Annotated in this window: 1 protein-coding gene; it reads right to left on the bottom strand. The window is 59.8% G+C overall.

Annotated elements, in window-relative coordinates; translation table 11 throughout:
• On the bottom strand, positions 1–203 hold a 203-nt coding region (locus VQ02_RS36560), incomplete at its 3' end, for a transposase (protein WP_245239944.1).
• Positions 204–620 lie beyond the last annotated feature (417 nt).

Genomic DNA, 620 nt, shown 5'->3' with positions numbered 1-620 from the left:
CGGTAGGTGGGCTCGGAAGAAAGCTTACAGTATAGCATTCCCCAGGGCGGGAGGTAGGATGGCAGGTGACGACAGGCGCAGCCGGCGCGCAGGACGTAGAGTATACCGTCGAGCATGGTGCGTTGCGACCAGAGCCACGGGCGGCCTGTCCGAGCAGGCGGTGGCAGTTGCGGCGCGAGAACGGCCCATTCGGCGTCGCGCAGGCAGGTTGCTTACGGCAAGGTTTCGCGCACAAGCTCGGCACGAGCGATGGGCGTCGACATCGGATCTCTCGGGTGAGCGTCAGACACTCTCTCAACGCCCGCGACGCCTGCCGTTCACCCAACCGTGAAGCTGATCAACCCGTTATGAAACGGAGTTTCAGCTCGACTTTGGCCAATTGATCTGTGGCCTTCTCGGGCGCGGCTTACCCTGCTGGAGGAAATTTTGTACCCTTGCCCCATTGATGAGAAATGACGAAAGTCCTTTTTGGGGCCTGCCGAGCAATCACTCCCAGCAAACCCCGCTATTACTGTAAGACGCCGGATCTAGCTCAAGGCGCTGCGCTAAGCAGGACGTTTGCGGATCCTGACCACTGGAAGCGGGCGTAACATAGGTAATGAAGCGCGATTGCCCAAAGC

Origin of the sequence: Methylobacterium variabile, from assembly GCF_001043975.1 — a bacterium.
In the GTDB taxonomy this organism is placed as follows: Bacteria; Pseudomonadota; Alphaproteobacteria; order Rhizobiales; family Beijerinckiaceae; genus Methylobacterium; species Methylobacterium variabile.
The sequence above is the reverse complement of the archived record's forward strand: the minus strand, read 5'-3'. Positions and strand labels throughout refer to the sequence as shown.